The 20,423-nt window shown below is 41.2% G+C and carries 24 protein-coding genes; 2 read left to right on the plus strand and 22 right to left on the minus strand.

All coding sequences use genetic code 11. The annotated features are described in order from the left end of the window. Positions 1-62 precede the first annotated feature (62 nt). The 16 genes from JOC36_RS00190 to JOC36_RS00265 form a co-directional block, all read right to left on the minus strand. On the minus strand, positions 63-917 hold the full coding sequence (locus JOC36_RS00190) for a hypothetical protein (protein ID WP_205144495.1): 855 nt from the start codon (positions 915-917) through the stop codon (positions 63-65). Positions 918-1,020: 103 nt separating this feature from the next. Continuing rightward, a complete protein-coding gene (locus JOC36_RS00195; RefSeq protein ID WP_205144496.1) occupies positions 1,021-1,482 on the minus strand; it encodes a universal stress protein in 462 nt (153 codons plus the stop codon). A 65-nt stretch (positions 1,483-1,547) separates the two neighbouring features. Further along, a complete protein-coding gene (locus JOC36_RS00200) occupies positions 1,548-1,826 on the minus strand; it encodes a hypothetical protein (protein ID WP_205144497.1) in 279 nt (92 codons plus the stop codon). Between the two features lie 282 nt (positions 1,827-2,108). Continuing rightward, on the minus strand, positions 2,109-3,395 hold the full coding sequence (locus JOC36_RS00205) for a replication-associated recombination protein A (protein WP_205144498.1): 1,287 nt from the start codon (positions 3,393-3,395) through the stop codon (positions 2,109-2,111). 30 nt (positions 3,396-3,425) lie between these two features. Further along, on the minus strand, positions 3,426-3,860 hold the full coding sequence (locus tag JOC36_RS00210; RefSeq protein WP_205144499.1) for a YueI family protein: 435 nt from the start codon (positions 3,858-3,860) through the stop codon (positions 3,426-3,428). An 85-nt stretch (positions 3,861-3,945) separates the two neighbouring features. Further along, entirely contained in the window at positions 3,946-4,137 is a 192-nt protein-coding gene (locus tag JOC36_RS00215) for a hypothetical protein (protein WP_205144500.1), read from the minus strand. Next, entirely contained in the window at positions 4,137-5,708 is a 1,572-nt protein-coding gene (locus JOC36_RS00220; RefSeq protein ID WP_205144501.1) for a peptide chain release factor 3, read from the minus strand. Before JOC36_RS00220 ends, JOC36_RS00215 begins: the two co-directional genes overlap by 1 nt. Positions 5,709-5,842: 134 nt before the next feature. Continuing rightward, the gene (locus JOC36_RS00225) at positions 5,843-6,436 is read right to left on the minus strand and encodes a hypothetical protein (protein ID WP_205144502.1); all 594 of its coding nucleotides are present in this window, start codon (positions 6,434-6,436) and stop codon (positions 5,843-5,845) included. A gap of 84 nt (positions 6,437-6,520) precedes the next feature. After that, complete coding sequence (gene ntdP, locus JOC36_RS00230) at positions 6,521-7,066, minus strand: nucleoside tri-diphosphate phosphatase (RefSeq protein WP_205144503.1); 546 nt, start codon at positions 7,064-7,066, stop codon at positions 6,521-6,523. A 78-nt stretch (positions 7,067-7,144) separates the two neighbouring features. After that, on the minus strand, positions 7,145-7,945 hold the full coding sequence (locus JOC36_RS00235; protein WP_205144504.1) for a regulatory protein RecX: 801 nt from the start codon (positions 7,943-7,945) through the stop codon (positions 7,145-7,147). A gap of 55 nt (positions 7,946-8,000) precedes the next feature. Beyond that, a complete protein-coding gene (phoU, locus tag JOC36_RS00240; RefSeq protein ID WP_205144505.1) occupies positions 8,001-8,675 on the minus strand; it encodes a phosphate signaling complex protein PhoU in 675 nt (224 codons plus the stop codon). Positions 8,676-8,714: 39 nt separating this feature from the next. Beyond that, on the minus strand, positions 8,715-9,473 hold the full coding sequence (gene pstB, locus JOC36_RS00245) for a phosphate ABC transporter ATP-binding protein PstB (protein WP_205144506.1): 759 nt from the start codon (positions 9,471-9,473) through the stop codon (positions 8,715-8,717). Positions 9,474-9,483: 10 nt separating this feature from the next. Beyond that, positions 9,484-10,245 (minus strand): phosphate ABC transporter ATP-binding protein PstB, encoded by a 762-nt coding sequence (pstB, locus tag JOC36_RS00250; protein WP_420825612.1) that lies wholly within the window; start codon positions 10,243-10,245, stop codon positions 9,484-9,486. Between the two features lie 80 nt (positions 10,246-10,325). Further along, a complete protein-coding gene (gene pstA / locus JOC36_RS00255; RefSeq protein WP_205144926.1) occupies positions 10,326-11,216 on the minus strand; it encodes a phosphate ABC transporter permease PstA in 891 nt (296 codons plus the stop codon). Positions 11,217-11,218: 2 nt separating this feature from the next. Then, positions 11,219-12,136 carry a phosphate ABC transporter permease subunit PstC gene (gene pstC, locus JOC36_RS00260; protein WP_205144508.1) on the minus strand — a complete coding sequence of 306 codons (918 nt, stop codon included), beginning with the start codon at positions 12,134-12,136 and terminating at the stop codon, positions 11,219-11,221. Between the two features lie 17 nt (positions 12,137-12,153). Then, on the minus strand, positions 12,154-13,026 hold the full coding sequence (locus tag JOC36_RS00265) for a phosphate ABC transporter substrate-binding protein PstS family protein (RefSeq protein ID WP_205144509.1): 873 nt from the start codon (positions 13,024-13,026) through the stop codon (positions 12,154-12,156). 351 nt (positions 13,027-13,377) lie between these two features. Here JOC36_RS00265 and JOC36_RS00270 point away from each other — a divergent pair, with 351 nt between their 5' ends. Continuing rightward, a complete protein-coding gene (locus JOC36_RS00270) occupies positions 13,378-13,707 on the plus strand; it encodes a heavy metal-binding domain-containing protein (protein WP_205144510.1) in 330 nt (109 codons plus the stop codon). 43 nt (positions 13,708-13,750) lie between these two features. On the opposite strand, the gene JOC36_RS00275 is transcribed toward JOC36_RS00270, so the two are convergent. From JOC36_RS00275 to JOC36_RS00300, 6 genes are all read right to left on the minus strand, one after another. Then, positions 13,751-14,527 carry a TIGR01457 family HAD-type hydrolase gene (locus JOC36_RS00275; RefSeq protein WP_205144511.1) on the minus strand — a complete coding sequence of 259 codons (777 nt, stop codon included), beginning with the start codon at positions 14,525-14,527 and terminating at the stop codon, positions 13,751-13,753. A gap of 30 nt (positions 14,528-14,557) precedes the next feature. Then, positions 14,558-15,142 carry a YutD family protein gene (locus JOC36_RS00280; protein ID WP_205144512.1) on the minus strand — a complete coding sequence of 195 codons (585 nt, stop codon included), beginning with the start codon at positions 15,140-15,142 and terminating at the stop codon, positions 14,558-14,560. 14 nt (positions 15,143-15,156) lie between these two features. Continuing rightward, positions 15,157-16,533 (minus strand): bifunctional metallophosphatase/5'-nucleotidase, encoded by a 1,377-nt coding sequence (locus JOC36_RS00285; RefSeq protein ID WP_205144513.1) that lies wholly within the window; start codon positions 16,531-16,533, stop codon positions 15,157-15,159. A 79-nt stretch (positions 16,534-16,612) separates the two neighbouring features. Beyond that, positions 16,613-17,065 carry a phosphoesterase gene (locus JOC36_RS00290; protein WP_205144514.1) on the minus strand — a complete coding sequence of 151 codons (453 nt, stop codon included), beginning with the start codon at positions 17,063-17,065 and terminating at the stop codon, positions 16,613-16,615. 1 nt (position 17,066) lies between these two features. After that, positions 17,067-18,155: a M24 family metallopeptidase gene (locus JOC36_RS00295; RefSeq protein WP_205144515.1), complete on the minus strand. Its 1,089-nt coding sequence runs from the start codon at positions 18,153-18,155 to the stop codon at positions 17,067-17,069. Positions 18,156-18,209: 54 nt separating this feature from the next. After that, positions 18,210-19,319 carry an enolase C-terminal domain-like protein gene (locus JOC36_RS00300; RefSeq protein WP_205144516.1) on the minus strand — a complete coding sequence of 370 codons (1,110 nt, stop codon included), beginning with the start codon at positions 19,317-19,319 and terminating at the stop codon, positions 18,210-18,212. 166 nt (positions 19,320-19,485) lie between these two features. On the opposite strand from JOC36_RS00300, the gene JOC36_RS00305 reads away from it, so the two are divergent. After that, positions 19,486-20,052 (plus strand): LOG family protein, encoded by a 567-nt coding sequence (locus JOC36_RS00305; RefSeq protein ID WP_205144517.1) that lies wholly within the window; start codon positions 19,486-19,488, stop codon positions 20,050-20,052. Positions 20,053-20,423: the final 371 nt, after the last annotated feature.

A 20,423-nucleotide genomic window follows, 5' to 3' on the forward strand; every position in this document is an offset into this window, starting at 1 on the left:
CAATAAAAAAACAATTTTTAGCAAAACATTTTGTTAAAAATTGTCGCGATTTTTCAATTTAATTAAAATAACTTTCCAAACAACTTGGCGAAAAAGCCCGACTTCTTAGTCTGTTGACTCCGTGAAGCAGCTTTTGTTTCATCCGCTGAGGTCGTGGCTGTATCTGAACCATCAGCTAGTTGCACATTATCCGCAGGATTTTGTGAGACCACATCATCATCAGTCAAGCTTTCAAATTGATATTCGTTCTGATGATCCGGAACACTAAAATCATGTTCGGATTCCGCCACTGGAGCGGTCGTTTGATCAGACTGCACTGTGGCTTCAGGCTTTGCTTGTGGCGCTTGTTGTTCTTGGTAATCGTGAATCATTTCATCAGTCAAGATTGGCATTGCTTGTGTTTTTGAGGTTACCCCCAGGCTCACCTTGCTATGACCACGCTTATGTGTTTTTTCATTCACACAGGTTAAAACAATTTCTTCCACATTTACTTCTTGTGGCAACAACATTTCAAATTCACGATTATCATCGACGACCACATCAATTTGCTCACCCATTACTTGAACTGCCACAGACGTATCTGGTTGATTAACGCGACCTTCCAAATAACGTTGGTCATCACGCGTAGATACTACCCCAGTGACAACTGGCGCTGGCATCTCAATTTCAGCATCGACCCGGTCAACCACTTCCCCATTTCGTAGTGCTTCAACGGTTAAGGTCGCATCACTAATTGGCTCATCATAACGATAAACAAAATCACCACCAGCATCGACTGGTAATGAAACAAGTTGACCATCCGCTTGCGTCAAACGAATGGTTAAATCATCCCCATTCACATGACCAATCACGGTCGTTCCCATTGGATTGGTTAAAGTTGATGCAATCAAATTACTATTTTCTTGCTTTTCTGTCATTATATATCGAGCTCCATCTTTATTATCTATCCACATTATACACGTTGTGTCCAAAAAAATGCATAAAAAAAGCACGATCAAGTGTGATCATGCTTCAAATTGCTTACTTTTCTGAATCTTCAGGCATCCGCGCCACCAAAGTATCTACCTTGGCCGCCCGCACAACATACTCAGTTACTGACCCAATTAGGAAGCGTTCCATCGCATTGAGACCAGTGGCTCCAATGACAATCAAATCAGTGTCAAATTTCTTTGGAGCATATTCAGCAATGACACTTTTAGGTGCTCCATATTCGATAGTAAACTCTGCATTAGTTACACCAGCATCTTGAGCTTGTTTCAAATAACCATCCATCGTTTTGCGGGCAGTTTCAGCAACTTGGTCATACATAGTTGATTGAAAATCACTCACATTTTGGAACGAACGCGTATCAATCACATGTAAAATTTCCAATTTAGTTTCTGGGCCATTCCGCAAGGCAATTTTTATTGCCTTGTCCAGAGCGGCTTCCGCCTCTTTAGAACCATCAACTGGCACCAGAATACTTTGATAATTATCAATCATCTTTCTACCTCCACTTGGGCATCTCTATCTAGTAATATTATACCTTTTTTGTAAGCGCTTTACAATTAATCAAAATTCCGTTGTACGATAATCAATCCAATTACCGGTAACACCAACCCACCTGTCATCAAACCAAGCATCGGCATAAATGACTCTGGTCCACGCCACCAAAGCATTACCCCCGTAAAAACAATATCAATGATTAAAAATGGCACCGCCCATCGCGTCAAACGCAAGGAATCTTGAGTGTTCAAACCCAATAAGTGCTGTTTATTAAGCCACATATAGGCGGCAATAAAACCTAAAATTAACAAAAAAATCAAATACAAAATCGTAATAATCATAATCTACTCCTAATAAAAACTCCACCACTACAACCAAGTTGTAACGGTGGAGGACGAACACTTGTATAGCACCGTTAGTTAGCTCTTCTAAGTCGGCTTCGATGGCAAAGGTGGGTGAATAAGTCAGCGTTAACGACTTCCAGTTGAAACTGGCTTGTCCCGCCGGCTTCCCGACATCCCCATTCGAAAAAGTGTAAAGCAACTTTAGATGTTAGAGCTACGCGTATGCTCAAGGAATTCGCTTTCGTTTAGTATACACCGGCTCATGCAATTTTTCACGCCTTATTTTTTCAAGCCGTTCTGCTGAGCTTGCTTCAAACGCTGATATTGATCAACATAAGCCTGTTCAACTTTCGAATTCCCTTCAGCTTTAAAATACTGCTTATCTTTAATATTATCTGGCAAATATTGCTGAGCTACCCAGTCATTCGGATAATTATGTGGATATAGATACTCTACGCCACGTCCCAAATCTTTGGCACCTTTGTAATGCGCATCTTTCAGGTGCTTTGGCACATCACCGGTCCGCTTGGTCTGCACATCCTGCATCGCCGCATCAATCGCTGTCATCGCCGAATTTGACTTTGGCGAGAGCGCCAATTCTATAACCGCATTTGCCAAAGGAAGCCGCGCCTCAGGGAAGCCTAATTTTTCAGCTGCGTGAATCGCTGTCACCGCACGTTCAACCACAGCCGGATTAGCTAAACCAATATCCTCATAGGCAATAACTTGTAGCCGACGCACAATGCTCTGTAAATCTCCTGCTAAAATCAAGCGACTTAAGTAATGCAAAGCCGCATCAACATCACTCCCCCGAATTGACTTTTGCAAGGCCGATATCACATCATAATGGGCATCCCCATCTTTATCAGCGACCAAGGTTCCCTGCTGTGCCGTTTCCTCGATAATCGGCAAATCAATCACAATTTTGCCTTCAGCATCTGGCTTTGTCGATTTAACTGCCAATTCCAACGCATTCAAAGCCGCACGCAGATCCCCATTTGTGACGTGAATCAGATGTTGCATTGCTTCAGGGGTCAGCGTGGCTTTAAAATTACCTAATCCATTCTGTGAATCTGTTAGGGCTCGGTTAATTGCTGTTTCAAGATCCGATGGCTGCAACGGCTGAACTTCAAAAATTTGGGTTCGTGACCGAATCGCCGGGTTAATTGACAAATATGGATTCTCCGTTGTGGCACCAATCATCACAATTTCACCACTTTCCAAATGTGGCAAGAGAAAATCTTGTTTTGTCTTATCCAAGCGATGAATTTCATCAAGCAGCAATACCACTGTGCCACTCATTTTTGCCTCTTCAACGACCTGCTGTAAATCTTTTTTGGTATCAGTTGCAGCATTTAAAGTTCGAAAGGCATATTGAGTTGATCCAGCAATGGCGCTGGCAATACTTGTTTTTCCTGTTCCAGGTGGTCCATATAGAATCATGGATGACAACATCTTGGCTTCAACCATTCGCCGAATGATTTTGCCAGGTCCAATTAAGTCTTCTTGACCCACCACCTCATCAATATTTTTAGGACGCATGCGATATGCTAATGGTTTTTGCATCACAATCATCCTCCTCAAATCATTTTTACTTTAAAATAGACGCTTATACCAAGGCTTTTTTGCTTCGGCTTGGTTCTGCTCTGTTACTACAGGAGTCACTGTATCCTCGATCGCCACTGGGCCACCTTCGATGGCTTGGCTGGCTGTATAGACGACTCCTAATGGTGATTTCATTAATACTGGGTCATTTACTAAACGAAATTCAATATCTTGCTGTTTGGCTAATTGCATATAAGCATTTAACTGCGTCATTTCAACACGTCCGTTCAATAATAGCAAACCAGCTGGATGCCGCTTAATTTCATTTTTCCACGCCAAAATCAAATCAGTCTGATCAATCGTTTTTATCTGTTGCGTCGCATAAACGCGTTCTTTAAACGTCCCTAAATAATAGTGCTTTTCATCCGGATTAATTTCCGGGGTCCCATACATCGCATTTTGCAGGTGGGGATCAATTTCAGCCATAGTCATCTCCTCTTCACTTATATCTAGCAGTATTCTAACATCTTTCAAGGTATGAAAAAAAGGATGGCCCGCGCCACCCTTTCTATTAATTCACAATCAATACGGTTAAACCAGCCAAGACGACTGAAAACATATAGCTGCCAAACATCACATGCAATGCATTAAAGAGCTTTGGAAAAGGCCGACAAAGCCGGTGCCCCAAAAAATAAATCACTGTTGGGACAATCAAAATCAAAGCAAACATTTGCAAGGCAAGCATTACAGTCGAAGTCCACATTACAACTTCGCCTCCAATTCAACATCTGGATACTTATCCTTAAACCAGCGTTCAGCAAATTGGTTTTCAAACAAGAAAACTGGTTGTTCATTTCGATCACGTACGAGCAAGTTTCGTGATGAAGCCATCTTTGGATCTAATTGTTCTGGATTAATCCAACGCGCAATTTTAGAACCCATTGGTTCCAAAACCACTTCAGTATTATATTCATTTTCCATTCGGAATTGGAACACTTCAAATTGCAAAGAACCAACAGCTCCCAAGATATAATCACCTGAATCCCAAGCGGTATACATTTGAATCGTTCCTTCTTGTACCAACTGGGTCACCCCTTTATGGAATGACTTTTGCTTCAACACATTTTTCGCATGTACATGCATAAACAATTCAGGAGTAAAAGTTGGCAACTCTTCAAATTCAACCGGCTTTTTACCACCATAAATCGTGTCACCAATTTGGAAATTTCCAGTATCGTAAAGTCCAATAATATCACCAGGCACAGCTGTTTCAACATTTTCTCGTGAATCAGCCATAAATTCAGTGACATTTGATAACTTCATTTTCTTACCTGTCCGCGCTAAGGTCACATCCATCCCACGGTTAAACTCACCAGAAACCACTCGTACAAAAGCGATGCGATCACGGTGATTTGGATTCATGTTAGCTTGAATCTTAAAGACGAAACCTGAAAACTCTGGATTGTCAGGCTCAATTTCCTTATCATCCACAGTTTTTTTGCTACCTGGCGCTGGCGCATAATTCATATATGTCTCTAAGAATGTCTCGACTCCAAAGTTTGTCAAAGCTGATCCAAAGAAAACAGGAGTTAAATCACCCTTCAATACCCGATCTTCGTCGAATTCATTACCCGCATCCTTCAGCATTTCAACTTCATCACGTGTCTCGTCCCACGCTGGTGCTTGTTGGATTGGATTAGGCTCAGCTAAATCAGTTCCTTCAGCATTTAATGGCAAAAAACGTTCAGCTTCATTTTCAGGATGATAAACTTCAACCCGATTATGATACATGTCGAATAGACCTGACAAAATTTGTCCTGAACCAATCGGCCAATTCATTGGATAAGCATCAATACCTAAAGTTGATTCCAATTCATCAACCAAATCAAGGGGTGGTCGTCCATCACGGTCTAACTTGTTGAAGAAAGTAAAAATTGGAATGTGCCGCTCTTTAACAATTTCAAACAATTTTTTGGTTTGTGGCTCAATACCTTTGGCTGAATCCACCACCATGATAACCGAGTCAACCGCCATCAATGTCCGGTAAGTATCTTCTGAGAAATCTTCGTGCCCTGGTGTATCCAGGATATTGATGCGCTTACCTTGAAAATCAAACTGTAACACGGATGACGTCACAGAAATTCCACGTTTTTGCTCAATTTCCATCCAGTCCGACTTTGCAAAATTTCCTTTACGGCCTTTGACCGTTCCCGCTTCACGGACAACACCACCAAGCAAAAGCATTTGCTCAGTAATCGTTGTTTTACCCGCGTCGGGATGGGAAATAATCGCAAACGTCCGGCGCTTTTTTAATTCTTCTTCAAAAGATGCCATCTTTTCCACCCTTAATCTTTACTTATTTTATAAATTCTTAAAACTTAACAATTTAGTATAACGAAAAACAGGCCTTGGTTCAATAACCCTGGCCTGTTTAATCAACTGTTTTTATTTTTAAGCGCGCATCAATTCTATGAAGCACTTTTTTCGGAGGTCTTTGAATGATGCTTATTCGCATCAGTGTGGGTGTGCGCTTGCTTCTTAGCCTTCGCTTTTGACATTGATGCTGATTTTGCTTTTTGCTTTGAGATTTCTCGACTGTCTTCTCGAGAATAGCTTGCATCCTTTGAAGCTTGAATTGCCGATGAACGAGCCTTACGCTCAGATTCCATTCGTGCTTGTGTTTCAACATGGGTACGGCTGTCTTTATCAACTACCTGCAAACGAGAAGAAACAGCAGAATTAATGACTTGTAGTCCATCATCAACATTTAAAGCCGTTTGATATTGTGATTGCGCAAGATGATAATTTTCATCTTTGGCCGCTTGACCAGCTTTTTTAGCATGGTCTAACTGCGTCAATGCCGTTTGCGTTGTTGGCGTCATTTTAATTGACTGCGCCTTTTTATAATGCTTTTCAGCCTGGTCCCAATCAGCCGCTTTGACTTCTTTTTTGGCTTCAGAAATTTCTTGTTGATAACGATGATCTTGTACCATAGTGTAGGCGCCAAATCCCAATCCGGCTCCCAATAATAATACAATTAAGGTAATAATGATTTTCTTCATTGTCACACCCCTTTTGCTTTCTGTTACTAGTATATCAATTAAAATAAAAAAATGTGACCCATGGCCACATTTTTTACATAACGATCAATTTCGTCGTTTAATCTCCAGATAACGGCGATACCACAAGTCCACATAAGCTTTTGAAAATGGTCCACGTTCATTTTTAATCCAATCCACTAGTATCTTTACATGTTCTTTTAGCACGTAATCAATATCATTGGAGTAATGCCATTTGGCACGATGTTGCTCATACTCGTCCGCATCGAGCAAACGGCGTTCACCATCGGGAAAGACCTTCACGTCTAAATCATAATCAATATACTTCAATGCTTCTTTATCTAAAACAAACGGAGAGGCCAAATTACAATAATAGGACACACCATTATCACGCAACATTGCAACGATATTAAACCAATATTTACGATGAAAATAAACAATTGCAGGTTCACGGGTCACCCACCGGCGACCATCATCTTCAATCACCACAGTGTGGTCATTGAGACCAATAATCTCATTTTCACTAGTTTTTAACACCATTGTGTCACGCCAAGTTCGGTGTAAACTGCCATCATGCTTGTAACTTTTGATCGTTATGAAGTCCCCTTCACGGGGTAATCGACCATCCTTCATGATTCAAGCCCTCACAGTCTCTCACCTTAAATTCCTCTTTTATTGTATCACGCCGACGGACAGAGGTGCGTAAAATAACTAATTATTTTCAAGGTAATCCGATACAAAATGGTTGATATCGTCGAAACGATAGCCTCGTCGTGCTAAATAGCTTTTAACACGTTGCGTCTGATCCCACCCAGAGTATTGATGATACCGTTCAAATGCTTTTTGACCATCACGGCGCAAGTTTTCAAATTCTTCATCTTGATCATTTTCGATACTTTCATCATAATCAGCCAGAGCTCGTTTGATATTCGTTGCTGAAAAGCCCTTTTGTAACAGCTTTTGCATGACCTTTTGTTCAGCCATTTGATGTGAACCACGTTGATTTTTAGCCATTATTTTAGGTACTTCAACGGCTAAATGGTCTACCTCACGCTCATAAGGATAAACATCAAGTGCATCCTCAACAAGATTTGCCTTTACACCCCAGCTCTTTAATTTTTCAGCGGTCCCCTTTCGACCAAACTTTCCACTATCAGCCATATTTTGCGCATATGTTTGCGCAAAGGTCGCATCGTTAATTACATTAGCTGCTTCTAGTCGGTCTAAAACACGATTAATGGTATCCTGAGGGAAGTCCTTGTCCCGTAAATTCAGATAGACCTGATAACGTGAATGTAATTGACCCGTTGCATATAACAACCCAGCAGAATAGGCTTTCTGTTCGTATTCTGCCGTTTTAACTTCATCCAATTGCTCCTCGTCAATTTCTGTTCCCTTAAAGAGGTTAAAATCGATTAAGACCTTTTCATCAACAGCAATCCCAAATTCATCATCAAAATAGATATTATAACGGCCAGGGCGTCTTTGCTGGGTAACCTTTGTAACCTTCATCGTCTTTTCCTCCAAATAAAAAAGCACTGAATAATCTCAGTGCTTTTATTTTACATTACAAATATGAAGATGTACCAGGATTCAATTCAACAATCTTTCCAGTCCGCTTGTAAACAATCCACTCGGCAATATCAGTCACGTAATCAGCCGTACGCTTCAAGTAACCACCAACAACGATGTAATCCGTTGCTGTTTCAACGATTTCAGGATCATCTTCCATCGCCTTGATTGACTTGTTACGAATTTCATTCGTTTCTTGGCTGACTTGCTTGGCTTCTGAAGAAATCTTTTCAGTACCACTAACATCATTGTTAACATAGTAGTCCAATACTTCACTAACCATCTTGGCAACCTTAGTTCCCTCACGGCCAATCAATTCTTCAATTTCAGCAACACGCTTATTACCCTTCATATGAATCGTTGAGATCGCAATGTTTCGTGCATTATCACCGATTCGTTCCAAAACAGAGACCGCTTTTAAAATTGTCACAATTTCACGCAAGTCAGTTGTCACGGGTTGGTAAAGCGCAATCATTTCAAAACTCTTCTTTTCAATGGCAATTTCACGTTCGTTAATCGCCTTGTCATTATCAATAATTTCTTGGGCTGATTCACGATCATGGTCTAAAAAGGCTTGGACTGACTTCTCAAGCGTTTCTGAAACTAGTAAGCCCATCTCTTTAAAGGATGTATCCAAATCTGCTAATTCTTCATCATACATACGACGCATACGAGTCACCTCACTTTTTTTATTTATTATACCTAATTGTTAACCGAAACGGCCAGAAATATAATCTTGCGTTTCCTTTTCGACAGGATTTAAGAACATCTGCTTAGTCGTATTCACTTCAACCAAGTTTCCATTCATAAAGAATGCTGTCCGGTCAGAAATACGTGATGCTTGTGACATAGAGTGCGTCACAATAATCATTGTGTATTGGTCACGCAAGGCCATCAATGTATTCTCTACTTTGTGTGATGATACAGGGTCAAGCGCTGCCGTTGGCTCATCCAACAACAAAATTTCTGGCTCCGTTGCTAAAGCACGAGCAATTGAAACACGTTGTTGTTGTCCACCTGAAAGTGACAAAGCTGACTTATGCAAATCATCTTTCACTTCATCCCAAACAGCCGCTTGCTTCAATGAAGTTTCAACTTTTTCATCTAAAACGGCCTTATTTTTTTCACCTGAAATCCGCAAACCAAAAGCGACATTATCATAAATTGAGAATGGGAAAGGATTTGGTTGTTGGAACACCATGCCAATTTGCTTACGTAACTCAACCGTGTCCATATCAGGTGCATACATATCGCGACCTTTAAACATGAACGTACCATTAACCGTAACGTTATCTTGCAAATCATGCATCCGGTTTAAAGCACGTAAATAAGTTGACTTACCAGAACCTGAAGGCCCAATCAAAGCAGTGATACCATATTGATCGTAATCTAAATTAATGCCATGCAAGGCTTCATTTTCACCGTAATACAAATGTACATTTTCTGTTTTTAAAAGCTTATCTGTCATTTTCTAGCTCCTAACCAAAGTTACCATTAACATAATCAATTGTTAATTGGACCTTAGGGCGTGTAAAGATCTTACGTGTTTCATCATATTCAACAACCTTACCAAGATGGAAGAACGCTGTGTAATCAGAAATCCGGGCCGCTTGTTGCATATTATGCGTCACAATAATAATTGTGTACTTATCCTTTAGATCTAACAATGTATCTTCAACCTTTGAAGAAGAAATTGGATCTAAGGCAGAAGCTGGTTCATCAAGCAACAAAATATCAGGTTGCATAGCGATTGCACGGGCAATGACCAAACGTTGCGCTTGCCCACCAGACAAAGCTAGAGCTGACTTATCCAAATCGTCCTTAACTTCATCCCACAAAGCAGCCTGCTTTAATGATGTTTCCACACGTTCCTCTAAGATAGCTTTATCACGAAGACCATGTTGCTTCAAAGCGAAGGTGATGTTTTCACGAATTGACTTAGCAAAAGGATTTGGGCGTTGAAAAACCATACCAATATGCTTACGCATCTCATAAACATCAATGTCTTTCGAATTGATGTCCAAACCACGATACATAATTTGACCGTCAACAGTAGCAACATCATCATTCATCCGGTTCAATGACCGCAAGAAAGTTGATTTACCTGATCCAGAAGCCCCAATCAATGAGGTAATCTTAAAACGTTCAAATTGTAAATCAGCATCCGTCAAGGCCACTTTATTCCCGTATGACACCTTTAAGTTTTCAGTTGAAAGGGCGACTTCTTGGTTAGCACCCATTTTATAAATATTTCGTTCTGGTTGTACTTCATCAAAATTTAACGAAGTCATATCGTTCTCAGTCATATCCAAGTCCTTTCTTACTTCGTTGACGTTAAGCGCTTGTACAAATAGCTGCTTAAGTAACGCGCTAAGAAGTTAAAGAGCAATACTACAATGATCAACACGGCTGATGAACCAGCTGATACAGCGGTTGCGTCTGGCATAATTCCTTCAGAGTTGATCTTCCAAATATGCACGGCTAATGTTTCAGCAGGCCGCATAATATTCAATGGACTTGAAATATTAAATGGATTCCAATCCGTGAAGTTCAAGGCTGGTGCTGATTGTCCAGCCGTATAAATCAAAGCAGCGGCTTCACCGAAGACACGACCAGCTGACAAAACAACCCCAGTCACAATTGAAGGCAAAGCGGCCGGCAAGATAACATGACCAACCGTTTCCCAGCGAGATAGGCCAAGTGCAGCTCCCGCCTCACGTTGTAAGTTTGGTACTGTTGCCAAAGCATCCTCAATTGAGCGCGTCAACAAAGGCAAGTTAAAGAATGTTAAGGCAATCGCACCAGAAAGGATTGAGAAACCAAGTTTAAATTGCACAACGAACAGCAAGAAACCAAACAATCCCACAACTACTGATGGAAGGGATGACAAAATCTCAATCGTCATGCGCACTAGTCCAGTAATTTTACTCTTTGGATTAGCGTATTCATTTAAATAAATTCCAGCTCCCAATGCAATTGGGAATGAAAGCAACATCGTAATAAGTAACAAGTAAAGCGAATTAAAAAGTTGAATCCCAATTCCACCACCAGCAGTAAAAGCAGTTGCTGGAGCAGTTAGGAAGTGCCATGACAAATGGGGCACCCCTTGAATTAAGATATAGCCAAGCAAGGCAGCCAAGATTAAAATGACAATCCCGGCAATGGCATAAAGTACGCCTGTGGCGATTTTATCAGCTGTTTTGGGCTTAATCATTACATAGCTCCCTTCTTAGCAATTGCACGAATTGCCAAATTAAATACCAATGACATAAGCAATAGAATCAAGGCCAAGCTCCACAAAGCATTATTTTCAAGTGAACCCATAACCGTATTTCCAATTCCTTGCGTCAAAACTGATGTCAAGGTTGAGGCTGGTGATACCAAGTTTTGTGGCATCAAAGCCGCATTACCAATTACCATTTGCACCGCCAATGCTTCACCGAAAGCACGCGCCATTCCAAACACTGATGCCGTCAAAATTCCAGGTGTGGCACCGCGCAAAATCACCTTGTAAATCATTTGCCAACGGGTTGCGCCTAAGGCTAAAGCAGATTCACGATAATGACGTGGAACAGCACGTAGTGTATCAACAGTCATTGATGTAACCGTTGGCAAGATCATAACAAATAGCACCATGGCTCCAGATAAGATTCCAAATCCAGAACCACCAAAGACTGTCCGCATAAATGGCACAATCACAGACAATCCAATAAATCCGTAAACAACTGATGGAATTCCAACCAACAATTCTGTGACTGGTCCCAAAATCTTAGCACCACGCTTAGGTGAAATTTCAGTCATAAAAACTGCTGTTCCGATTGCAAAAGGGGTCGCAATCAAAGCAGCCAACAATGTTACCAAAAACGATCCTACAATCATTGGCGCTGCACCGGCTAATGGTTGCCCATGGTCGTCAACTTGACCAGGGGCCCATTCTGAACCCGTCAAGAAACTCCAAAGATTAACATGATCAGTAAAGAAGGTTGCTAACCCTTTTGAAGCAACAAAATAAAAGATTGAAATCACAACAACGACAATCAAGGCCAAGGCCGCAAATGAAATAATGCGTCCAAATTGATCTTTCTTCGCTGATTTTGATTTCTTTAATAGTGATTCACGGATTTCATCCATGTTCCCGTACTCCTTTTTTACTTAGCTTTTGTCATATGTCCGTTTTCATCACGTTCAACATTCATATCATGAATTGAGATGTATCCCAAGTGTGGTACCAATGTCTTTTGAATGTGATTTGACATAATCGAGTCAAGGAACGCTTTAACCTCGCCCTTTGGTTGACCCTTTGTATAAATATGTTCATATGACCAAATTGGCCAGTTTCCGTTCTCAACATTCTCACTTGTCGCTTTTTGACCATTCAATGTTGGGACGGTAATTGATTTATCAAGATAAGCAAAGGCTGCATATGAAACAGCCCCAGGTGTTGTTGACACAATTGAACGCGCCATTCCAGATGAATCTTGTTCTTGTGCGTCGGCTGACTTTGCTCCCTTTAGCCCAAACTTTTCAAAGGTAGCTCGTGTTCCAGAACCTTCAACTCGATTAACCAAAACAATCGGCATATCTTTACCGCCGACTTCCTTCCAATTCTTCACCTTGCCAGTAAAGATGTCGATTAATTGTGCTTGCGTCAAATTTTTAACGCCTGCATCTTTGTTAATCATTGGCGCGATACCAACAACCGCAACTTTATGATCAACTAGCTTCTTGGCATCAATCCCATCTTTTTCTTCGGCAAACATATCTGAATTACCTAAGTCAACGGCACCTGATTGCACTTGCGCTAAACCAGTTCCAGTTCCACCACCCTGCACGTTGATGAAAATACCTTCATGCTTTCCAGCATAATCTTCACCGGCAGCTTCCACCAAGGGTTGTAAAGCGGTAGAGCCGACAGCCGTGATATTCTCACCGCTGTTGTGTTCTCGGGACACATAGCCCCACGACAAAAGTCCTGCTGCGACAGCAACCAATGCTGCGCCAACAATCCAACTGCGTTTCATAACGAACGCCTCCTAATATTCTAATGCTACTATAGTTATTATCAGGGATAGATGTAAAAGAAACATCTCACGAATGTAAAGATAATGTTTACATTTGTAAATTTCTCAACTATCCCATTAAATTAGGCCGAAAACCCATTGGTATTATAGCTTATTTAAAAAGGTATCCTTATCGGAAAAACTAAATTATTGCTGAATTTTAAAAACTACTAGACCAATTTAAGCTATTCCACACATGGTAAGCCTTACGCACAATTGACAATCCCGCTTTAACTCATTTCGTTTCATTGTATTTATTGATATAATCACCATATATTGCAACGTCACTTTGAATTGTAAAGGAGCTCACACATGGCAAAAATTTTAGTTACTACGACTGAAAATATCGCAAATTATGAAGTCGTTGAAACATTAGGCGAAGTCTTTGGACAAACAACCCGTGCCCGCAATGCTATTTCTAACATTGGTCAAAATTTGAAGGCTATCGTTGGTGGTGAAATTAAAGGCTACACCCAGCTACAAGAAAGCTCACGTCAAGACGCCTTAGATCGTTTACGAAAAGAAGCTGAAAAGCTAGGTGCCAATGCTGTCATCTGCTGTCGCTTTGATAGCAATTCAAACGACATTGGTGATTCGGTATCAGCTTACGGTACCGCTGTTAAAATCGAACCAATTAACTAAAAACTAAAAAAGAGACGAACCAAATTAGTTCGTCTCTTTTTGTTTATTCAATTGACCAATCATCCAAACTATCAACCACATAAGTCGGCTGTTGAGCAACTGTCGCTATTTGTTCAGGTGTAGAAACCCCACTATACACTAATAATGTCGCCATCTGAGTATTGATGCCGGCCAAAATATCGGTTTGATAGTTGTCTCCAACCATGATCACTTCATCAGGAATGGCATCAACCCGCTTTAAAGCTTGTTGCATAATTGGTGTAGCCGGCTTACCAATCACCACAGGTTCGGTTTGCGTCGCAGTTTGTACTGCTGCCACTATGGTTCCCGCCCCCGGCAATAAGCCCCGCTCATTTGGCAAATTTGTATCAACATTAGTAGCAATAAACGCTGCTCCACCTTGGATGGCCAAGGTTGCTTGTGCTAATTTTTCATAGCTAATATTACGGTCCAAACCAACCACTACTGCTTGTGGTTGTTCCTGAGCCGTTTGCACAATGTCAATTCCTTGGCGCTCAAGTGCATCTGTCAATCCAACTTCCCCGACTACTAAAGCACGCTGCACTTGTTGATTAACTAGATAATCCGCCGTGGCCATGGCACTCGTATACACTTGTGCTTCCGTGGTCGGAATATCATGGTTCAGGGTTAAGTTTTCAGCAACTTCGGCCGGTGTTTTAGTTGAATTATTCGTCACAAAAAGATAATCTATCTGCGCTTGTTTTAAGCGTTCAATAAAGCGGCGACCACTTGGAAATTGGTTTTTCCCTTGATAAATCGTCCCATCTAAATCAATAAAATAGTGTTTAAAATGTGTCATCACAACTCCGCTTTCTCGCACGTTAAAGCTTTAGTCCTTAGTATCTTGACGTTCCCGTACTTCAAAACGTCGATTCTTCTGGCCACCTTTCGCCTTCACCTCAGACCGTTTACCACCCTTTGGCTTATTAGTTTTTGGTGTGACTTTCTTTTCATCTATTTCGGCCCGACCGGTATCTTTTTTGCCATGATTTCGATGGCGGCGCCGACTCTTCTTTGGCTTTGCTTCTTCATCTTGATCATCAACTTGATGCGGTTCTAAGTTTTGTAAGACAAAATAAGGGGCACCAAAATTAATATCTTCATACAAGTAATCTTGCAAGGCGTTAATTTGTTGATTACGCGCAATTCCTGGGGCACCTTGTGCATAAAAACCTCGTAATCGCAATTGGTTAGAAGCAATATCCCCGACAATATAGTCATATTTTTCTAGGAATTCGCTAAAACGTGCCGCTAACATTTCTTCATCGAACGCTTCACGATAATTTTTAACTAGTTCATAGCCACGTCCATTAATGTTTAACCGATTTGGTTCATCGGTGTGCACAATCGTGGTTGCGGCCTGTCTTTCTGCAAATTGACTATCAGCCAATTCTTTCATTCGTTCACGATTCATAATTTCTCCAAATATTAAAATTTCTTTTGTAGATAATGCGCAACGACTTCCCGTAAAACAACGTCATAATCCATTTGATTTGTCCCAGCAATCTCAATGGTTGGGAAAAATGGAATAAATAGATAATGATCCAACGTGGCAATTGCATACTGTCGATATGGGTCAAGTGGCTGACTATCCACCCAAATATTGCCATCCGCATCAAGTTCCAAACCTGACCAAACCATTTTTCCGAAGGCTTGGTGATTACCACGAAAGCCCATGCCTTTAATTTGGTAGTTCAACAAGAAACCTTGATTCTTTTTAATTTCAAAAACTAAACGGGCTAGCTCATGCCCGACCAGCGTCGTCCGCATTGGATGCACGGCATGTGGTAGAATTTCATGCAAATCATTCTTATTAACCGGGCCAGCTGGCAGATCAGCTAAAAACATTCCTGAAGACAACAAAGCTAAATCGGTTGACCAATAATCTTTTAAACTATCCAAACCAAGATCAATTAACCGGTGTTGCTGCTGTAAATCAGTTGAATACGTCACGGGTAGGTTTGCTAGCTGTTCTTGACGCAATTTTTTAGTCCCACGCTGATACCATTGATCAATTTGCGCTTGATCTTCTGGTAAGGATGGTAATTCATCTGTTGCCTGCACCGTCGCCTGAGCTTGCACCATTTTACCATTTTCTATCGACAACCGCACTTTTCCAACATGACTACCATAGCGTCCAGCAGCGGCTAACAAAGTCTTACCATGCCACTCACCTTCTGGCAGAACATGATGCGTGTGCGCTCCCAAAATTAGGTCGATATCGTTAAATTTCTCTGCAATTTGGCGATCTGTTGGCAAACCTAAATGTGACAACAAAATAATCGTATCGGCCTGTTGCTTCAACTCTGGCAAAAGGCGTTCCAATGTCTCATCAACTGGTTCTGGTTCCCAATCAACCAATGGCAAAGTCCGCTCAAAAGGTGCCGTTAATCCTAGCACTGCAAGCTTCTGACCGCCCTTCGTTGTCAAAATCCGATATGCTTGAGCCCATTTTGGTAGCTGGTGCGTTTTGGCATCCAACACATTTGCTAATACAATTGGAAAATTAGCCTCATCATATAGCTGGTCCATTTGGGCATGATTTAATCCCAATACTTCGTTATTGCCAACTGTTGCGGCACTATATCCGATATCATTCATTAGCTGGATATTCGCTTGTCCTGCCGTTGCTTCAGTCAGCGGATGCTGTCGATCAATCGCATCACCAATGTCAAACACGAAATTTTGAACAGCTTGGCGTTGGGCATGTTGCTGTTGAGTTTTAATGTAACGCTTGACCTTCGGCCAGTTTTCCAAATGCGAATGTAAATCGTTTGTATGTAAAATCAACAAATTCTCTTGCATATTTTCTCCTCATCCCATACCAAGCCCCACACATCAAAAGGCGGGTTACACAATGGTCCCCCGCCTATAATCTCGTTGCTTAACGAATGCTGCCCCGTGAAAAGCCAGTCAACCAATTTACAAAATGCTCATAATTTTCAGGATAGGCATTTGCGCCAACGACGCGTTGTTCACCTGAAGCTCCTGTCTCATGATAGCGTAGGCCCCATTCTTTAGTGGGTCCCTCAACAATTTGGCGATATTCTGGTTGCCAGGCATCTACAATCTCATGCCAGTGACGATCAATATTAGCCCATTGAAAACTGACATCTTGCCAAGCATTCTCGAAACGTCGTAACTTAAAATCATGGGTAATAATTTGTTGGCGTTTTTTAGAAAAATCAACACTGTCATCGGCAATATCTAAAATCGGCAAACTATCATCATTCTTTCGAGTGACAATAAACGCGTGCCCATCTTTTTGTTTACCAGCAATCGTTTCAAAGCCATCTGCTAAATTACCACGATAAAATTCAAAATATTCTAATGTCATATTACTGATCAATCACAATTAAGTCGGTTGGGATACCCGCTGTCAAGTTCTCGTTACCTTCTACACTAACAACAATATCATCTTCAATGCGGACACCACCAACATTTTCCAAATAAATCCCTGGCTCAACGGTCAATACCATTCCATCACGGACGAGATCTTGCTTATCTGCATTTTTTGAAAGCACTGGTCCTTCATGAATATCTAAACCAATTCCATGACCAGTTGAATGACTAAAGTTCTTGCCATAACCAGCATCATCAATGATTTTGCGGGCAGCTGCATCAACTTCAATTGCTGAATTGCCAAGTTGCAAAGCCGCAATCCCAGCTTTTTGAGCCGTCAAAACCACATCATAAACTTCACGCATTTGCGCCGTTGGTTCACCAAAGGCAATCGTCCGTGTAATATCCGAAGTATAACCATCTACATAATAGCCAAAGTCAATGGTCACCATTTCTCCAGCTTCAATGACCTTATCTGTTGCCAAGCCGTGTGGCAAGGCCGCGCGCGCACCAGATGCCACAATCGTATCAAATGATGGCTTATCAGCGCCTAATTCCTTAAGACGAAAGTCTAACAGGTTCGCAACTTGTCGTTCCGTCATACCAACATGCAAATCAGGTAAAATCGCATTAAAGCCAGCCACTGAAATTTCAGCTGCATGGCGCAATTTACTGATTTCATCATCATTTTTCACTTCACGAATTGATTCAAATAACTCGGGAACGGGGACAATGTCAACGCCATCAAAATTTTCATCGATATAATCAAAATCTCTGAACATAATTGAGTCTTCAAAACCGAGGCGTTCAATCTTAAAGCGTTTTGCTGCAGCCATGGCAACCCCCCAATAGTTACGAGTTACCAATAATTCAACTGGTGTATCGGCTAACTTTTCACGATACTCAACTTCATAGCGATCATCAGTAATCAAGGCAATGTTATCTTTACCAATCAAAACTAACCCATCACCTTCACCGCCATCAAAACCAGTTAAATAGTTCATATTGAAACCATTAGTCACCAAAATCCCATCAATATTCAATGGTTCAAAAATCTTACGAACATCTGCTAATTGCGCTTCCATTTCGCTACCTCCGTCATCTTTCATTAAATTATACCAAAATTACGTCCACCTGTTTTAAAATATCTGCGCTGGACCGGTTTGATATTGCTGCACTTGTGACCAATCAATGTGAAAGCCTAAGCCAGGTTGACTTGGGAGCTCCACCTGTCCAGCTTGCAAATGCAATTTTTCAACAATAATATCTGCTTGTAAATAGGCCTGTGTCGGTCCACTATCCGGCGGAAAAATCGGATCTGCTTGCTTGGCTGCTAAAACAGCGTCCACAAAACGACCGATTCCTGAGCTCAACATGCCACCAATCCATGGCAACTTACCAGCTTGTGTAATTTTTGACTGCGCCAATAGCGTTGGCCCAATCCCACCTAACTTTCCAGGTTTGAGTGTAAAAGCATCGGCCACGTCTAACGCCAAAGCCCGTTCAACATCGGCAACGTCGTTAATCGACTCATCTAAACTCACCAAGGGTAACGCTACTTGATTGGCTAAGGTTTGATAGCTCGACCAGTTAGCCCCTTGCAACGGCTCTTCAACTAGAGTAATTCCTTTTTGCTTTAGCGTTGCTAAGATTTGGGTACTTTGTGGCTTATCAGGCAATGCATTATTAAAATCAATCGTAAACAGGCTCGCAGAATCATCCCACGCATTTAAATCAGGTACTGTTAATTCCGGAACCATCTTTAATTTAATCCGTTGATATCCCTGTGCAATGGCTTCACCAATTAATTGCTCGGTCTTAGCCGATGTCGCTTGCAATCCAATTGCCTTACCTACTGGAATGGCTTTTCTTGTCACTCCGAGCAATTGCGCTAATGATTGCTGTTTCAAATGCCCATACGCATCCCAACATGCCATCTCCAATCCTGCTTTAGCAAAGCTATAATCAGTACTTTCATCTAATAAAGCCGCCACTTGTTGCGGATGATTCCAGGCGTGATCTTTCAATACCTGCACTAACTGCGGCAGGACTGACCACGAAAGTTGCTGATTTTCTGGCGCGTAAGCTGTATTCTCAAAACTTTGAATTTCGCCATATCCAACACTGCCATCCATCAATTGAATTTCTAGCAGGGTCAATGCCCGCACTTTTGTTCGGTCATGAGCTGTATCGAACGCTTCCTTCAACGGTAAACGTAACGGGATTGCGGTAACTTGTTTAACTTGCATGGTGCGCTCCCTTCATTAAGAAAGTTTTGAATAATGACTAAAAATCCAACAAGGCAAAGTTGTTTAATTAAGACTTGATCATGCCATTACTTTATAACATTGGATATCTTTACGCATGTATTTATGTTATACCAATTTAAATGATAATAGCATAAGGAGACATACAATGAAAAAAATCGCTGTCTATTGTGGTGCCACCACTGGAAATGATCCCAAGTATGAACAAGCTACTCACGAATTAGGCATCTGGTTAGCCAACAACCAGTTTGACTTAGTATACGGCGGAGGTGGCGTTGGCCTAATGGGCCTTTTAGCGCAAACCGTCCTTGATAATGGAGGGCACGTGCACGGCATCATGCCACAAAACCTCTATGACCGCGGCGCCGCTTATAATGGACTAACTTCATTAGAAATCGTGCCAGATATGTCCATCCGTAAGCAAAAAATGCTCGAACAATCAGATGCTTGTTTAGCACTCCCTGGCGGTCCAGGAACACTTGAGGAAATTATTGAAGCATTTTCTTGGGCCAGAATTGGCGATAACGAAAACCCTTGCCTGCTTTACAATGTAGCTGGTTATTATAATCCTTTAAAACAGCTACTTGAAGAGATGGTTGAAAAAGCCTTTTTAACTGAATCGGATTTTCAAAAACTTGGGTTTATTACGCAATTAGATGAGATCATCCCTTTTATCGACGCCTATATACCACCGGCTGTACGCCAATATCATTAAAGTTAACGATATTCAATTAATTTGACTAAACCTACAATCTCGTGCTAAATTCAATATATCTTAAATAGGCCTAAATTTTCTATCACCATACAAGTGGCAAAGCCATTAGTGATAGTTTTTTTATTGCTTACTTGTCCTGATGGATAAAAAATAATTAAGGATTACATTATTAGAGAGTGATAGTTGTAATGCAAATAAAACGTAAAAAGCTCTACTGAAGTATTTACTACTTAAGTAAACATATCCAATTAACTGAACGATATAAAAAGCTGTTATAGGAGGAGCGCCATATGGCTAAAAAAATTAAAGACGCTAACGGTAATGTGTATGTACAAAAAAAGCATTTTATAAGGGATTCGGGTTTTGGTTCT

Source organism: Weissella uvarum, assembly GCF_016908785.1.
Taxonomy (GTDB): Bacteria; Bacillota; Bacilli; order Lactobacillales; family Lactobacillaceae; genus Weissella; species Weissella uvarum.